The sequence below is a fragment of the Streptomyces sp. NPDC004667 genome (assembly GCF_040609475.1).
In the GTDB taxonomy this organism is placed as follows: domain Bacteria; phylum Actinomycetota; class Actinomycetes; order Streptomycetales; family Streptomycetaceae; genus Streptomyces.
Map to the genome: position 1 here is coordinate 1 of NZ_JBEXKC010000199.1, position 4,166 is coordinate 4,166.

Here is a 4,166-nt window from a genome sequence, read left to right on the forward strand (position 1 = left end):
CCGCCGCCAGCGCGGCCGGTGCGGGACGAGCGTCTCTCCCGCGCGACCGTGGCGGAGATCCGGGCCATGGCCCCGGAACTCGCCCGCGCCACGCTGAACCCGAACCTCGTCCAGTGCCTCGAACAGGTGGTGACCGGCGCCGACGGCGACCTTGGCATGCGGCTTTTTCTTCGCACGCTCAAGGCACACTCCGTGCCGGTCCCGTACGAGGATTTCCGCCGCTTCCTCGTCCTGGGGTGGCAGTTCGGTTTCCCTCCGGCTGTGGTCCACGACGGTCTCCGCATCGTCTGGCCGCCGGTCAGCACTTCCCGATACGGGCTCGACGACGACTTCGGACTCTCCAGACTCGCCATGCTGTTCACGGCAGGATGGCAGTACCGCACTGCTCGCGCGACCATCGAGGACGCCGTACAACACGACGGCTATGAACGGCCTCCCGGCTCCGAGGCCGCGATCCTTCTGGAGGACACCCGCCGGATCCTCGACTCCGGACTGACCGACGACACGATCAGCCTGCTGTGGCTGGCGGCAACGGACCGGGGCCACAACATTGACCAGTCCGGCCTCAGCGGCCGGGAATGGCTGAAGCAGGTCGCGGACGTATGCGAAAAGCACCTTTCCGAGGTCGCACCCGCCTACATCCCCTCCGCGTCGGCCATCCGCACCGACCTCCGCAACGCTGTCCTTCACGAGATCCGGGAGACAGCGCCTGTCGCCGCAGGCACGGTGATCAGCCCGGGGCCCCTACCCCTGCAGAGCACTGCAGTGTGGAACGCCCTGGAACAGGTCGTCAGCAAGGTCGACCCCGACCTCGGATTCCGCCTGCTCCTACGCGCACTGAAGATCCTGCAGCTGCCCCTCACTGAAGCGCAGTACGCCCGCTACGAAACCCTCAGCACCAAATTTCGGTACGGCGAGAACCATCTGCTCTTCTCGGTCAACCACTTGATTCAACGGAACTGACCCTCCCGCCTGAACACCAGCCCACCCAGAGCGCCCCTCCCACCAGGAGGGGCGCTCTCAGTATTCTTCGCACACCCCACCCCGCGCGGATCTGCCCGCCCTCGGCCACGGCACGAGGCTTGACACTTCCGGAGGGCAGAACAGCCGATCCCACGCACCGTGATGTCCGCCGAGACAATCTCCCGGTCCTCACAGGCAGCCCCAGCAGCCCTGCCCATGTCCCGGCGGACCCGTTACGGACGCACCTGCGGATCCCGGGGGGACTGGCCCGGGCACGGGTGAACCCAGTGGCGGAGGCATGACGTATCCACGGACGTCTGCGAGCCACGCGGCGCCGGCCCGAAGGCGGTAGGCCTTCTGAGGGCACCCGCCCGCGCACAACATCCCGAGAGCTGAGCCCCGCAGGGGCTCCGACTCTGGTGGCACTCCCGCGCGCCAGCGTGATCGAGGTGCTGTGCCGCGGGCGCGGCCTGGCAGCTGGGAACGGGCGCTGGCGGCTCAGGAGGAGGCGAAGAAGTACCGCAGGCCGTTTACCGCCGGGCTGATCGACCAGATACGACGCCTCTTCGGGGAGACGTACACGGCGTCTTTCGAGTATCTGATGACGGACCCTCGGCCGTGGTGGCTTTGTTCACTTCTAGGGACAGCGTTTGTCCGCCGGTTTGGGCAGCAGTTGCGGATCTTGAGGCCCGTAGATGTTCATGAGAAATAGGTTCTGGCACAGATCTTGGGGAGCCAACGCGGAGGGTGACGGCGCCGTTCGAATGAGAGGGTCCGAACCCCGGTTGCTCGACGTGAACGCACACCTCGTAGCCTCCGCACATGACTGATGATCCGTTCCAGTGCCGCTGCGTCCTCTGCCATGACTACGGCGACCGGGACGAAGCGGACCGCATGGGTCGGACGGTCATCGAGCATGTGCAGCAGCACGGATGGCACGTCGTGATGGTTCCCGAAGACGAGATCGGGCCTGGATTCGCCTACACGATCGGCCTCGCGCATACTTATGGCGGGCCTGAACTCGCCATGTTCGGGCTCGATGTCCACGCCATGCACCGCATGCTCAACACTTTCGGAGAGAAGTCCGCCGCGGGCGAAGCATTGGCGGACGGCCAGAGCCATTCTGATGTTGTCGTCGGGCATCGGGTCGCGCTCAGGCAGGTTGATCGCGGCTGGTACCGGACTTTCTTCGGGCAGGCCATCGGGTTTTACCGGCGGTCGCCTCTCCCCGTGCTGCAAGTCACGTGGCCTGATGCCGAGGGCCGTTTCCACTGGGATGAGCAGGCTGGCGAGAGGCATCGTGAGTCACAGCCTCAGTTGTGGCTGCCCCCGAGTGACCATCCTGTCGGGCTCTGGACGACCGAACTCTGATCTCCTGGCTGGGAAGCGGCGAGCCGGCACCTGGGCGATGCACTACTGAAGCAAGATCATCTTGCGTAGGAGTTCGAATCCGGCTCGGCCGTAGAGCTGTCTCTTGATCTTTTTGATGCGGTTCACGGCGCCTTCGATGCTGCCCGAGCTCCAGTCCAGGGTGAGGCCGGCGGTCACGGCGTCGAGGTCTCGGAGCAGGTGGAGTGCGAAGCCGGTGAGCCCAGGCAGCCGGCTGGCGTCGACGGCGTCGATCCAGGCAGGGAGCGTGGCGCCGAGGCGGCCGGTGAGTATCTCGCCGAACTCGCGTACGTGCCCGGCGGCCGTGTCCAGTTCAGGACAGCGGGCCAGGACCTCCTTCAGGCTGGCGCGGTCTTCCTCGCTCAGGGCGGTGGGGTGCCGGGTGAGCCAGCCGGTCACCTGCCGTACCGTCGGCGGCCGCGGCGGTGCAGCTGACGGAACCCCGCGCAAGGTGGCGATGTGGGCGCGGACCATGCCGTAGGTGACGGGCGCTTGCTCGGCGACCAGCTCGCCGTGCAGCCGGGTGACGCTGGTGCACCCCTCGGTGAATCGTCGCTCCAGGTAGGGCTTGTAGGGGTCCAGCCTGCTGGGCCGGGACCGGTTCTCGCGGATGGTGTCCTGCCAGCGTGCGGCGTTCGCGTACCGGAGCACGGTGTTGAGGCCCCAGCCCAGGTGCCGGGCAATCGCCCGGCGTGAATGGCCCTGGGCGAGCATCTCGTGGACCAGGGCGTGTGCTGCCCTCTTGCGCTCATCCCGCCGGCCGACGGGCGCCGCGTCGTTCTGCGGCCGACCGGGAGCTGATCGGATGTCCTGCGGCAGGAGGCCGCTGGGCGTCGGGGTGCGCAGGCAGTCGCGGTGGGCGGCTACACAGGTCTCCACGGCCCGACCGAGGCCCTGCCACAAGTGAAAGCGGTCGGCGACCTGCAGAGCGTCGGGGGCGCCGCGCCGGGCGCCATCGGCGTAGGCGCCAGCCCGATCGCGGCAGATGATCTCCACGCCGGGGTGGCGGATCAGCCAGCCGGCCAGCGGCCCGGCTTCACGCGTCGGGAGCACATCGACCACGCGATGGTCTTCGATGCTGGTCAAGACGGTGGAGTAGGTCTGGCCGCGACGGATCGCGAAGTCGTCCACGCCCAGCACACGTGGAGTACTGAACCGTGGATCGGGCAATGCCATGACCCTGCGTAACAAGGTCATTCTTCCCGCACCGAAGCCGAGCTGGGCAGCCAGCCGAGCGCCGGCCCGCCCCGCCAGGGCGAGCCCCACCCGCTCCAAGGTGTGGTTGAGCCGGGTGGTGAACCGTGCGTACGGGGCGGCCAGTCGCAAGAACGGCTCGGCGAACGTCCGACGCGGGCAGTCCGCCGACCCGCAGATGAAGCGCCGGACCGTCAGCCGGATCACAAAGCCCTGCTCAGCGAGCGGAAGGTCCTTCAGCCTGCGCTGGTAACGGTCGTGGACTCGGTCCGAGAAGCGGCCGCAGTCCGGACACTCCGCCGCGGCCGCGCGGCCTCTCGCGACCTCCACATCGTCGATCCCGTCGAACACCAGCGAGTCCCAGAACGGTGCATCGGTCTGCATGACCAGCACCATCACCGTCCACAGCCGACCAGAGCAGCGAACGGTATGCACCTGAGGGAGCGTCACTTCCGGCCGTCAGACGCCAAGGCGTACGCCGTCTCGCACGAGCCAGTCCCTCGCAATCGAACAACGAGGTAACGCTCCGCGACGGCTCCCCAGGATCTGTGCCAGAACCCACAACCCGTGAATAAAGCCAATCGCTGTCTCGAGCAACCTCCACCCGTCTGGATTCGACG

General features: G+C 67.3%; 3 protein-coding genes. 2 read left to right on the forward strand and 1 reads right to left on the reverse strand.

What is annotated here, in order from left to right; genetic code table 11:
* Together ABZW32_RS39050 and ABZW32_RS39055 are read left to right on the forward strand one after the other, a co-directional pair.
* On the forward strand, positions 1 to 963 hold a 963-nt coding region (locus tag ABZW32_RS39050), incomplete at its 5' end, for a hypothetical protein (RefSeq protein ID WP_356225567.1).
* Between the two features lie 822 nt (positions 964 to 1,785).
* Entirely contained in the window at positions 1,786 to 2,334 is a 549-nt protein-coding gene (locus ABZW32_RS39055; protein WP_356225569.1) for a DUF4262 domain-containing protein, read from the forward strand.
* 42 nt (positions 2,335 to 2,376) lie between these two features.
* On the opposite strand, the gene ABZW32_RS39060 is transcribed toward ABZW32_RS39055, so the two are convergent.
* On the reverse strand, positions 2,377 to 3,930 hold the full coding sequence (locus tag ABZW32_RS39060) for an ISL3 family transposase (protein WP_356225571.1): 1,554 nt from the start codon (positions 3,928 to 3,930) through the stop codon (positions 2,377 to 2,379).
* Positions 3,931 to 4,166 lie beyond the last annotated feature (236 nt).

Excerpts from the sequence above, each read along its gene's own strand:
- ABZW32_RS39055 (WP_356225569.1), top strand. The coding sequence starts at position 1,786 with ATGACTGATGATCCGTTCCAGTGCCGCTGCGTCCTCTGCCATGACTAC.
- ABZW32_RS39060 (WP_356225571.1), bottom strand. The coding sequence starts at position 3,930 with ATGCAGACCGATGCACCGTTCTGGGACTCGCTGGTGTTCGACGGGATC.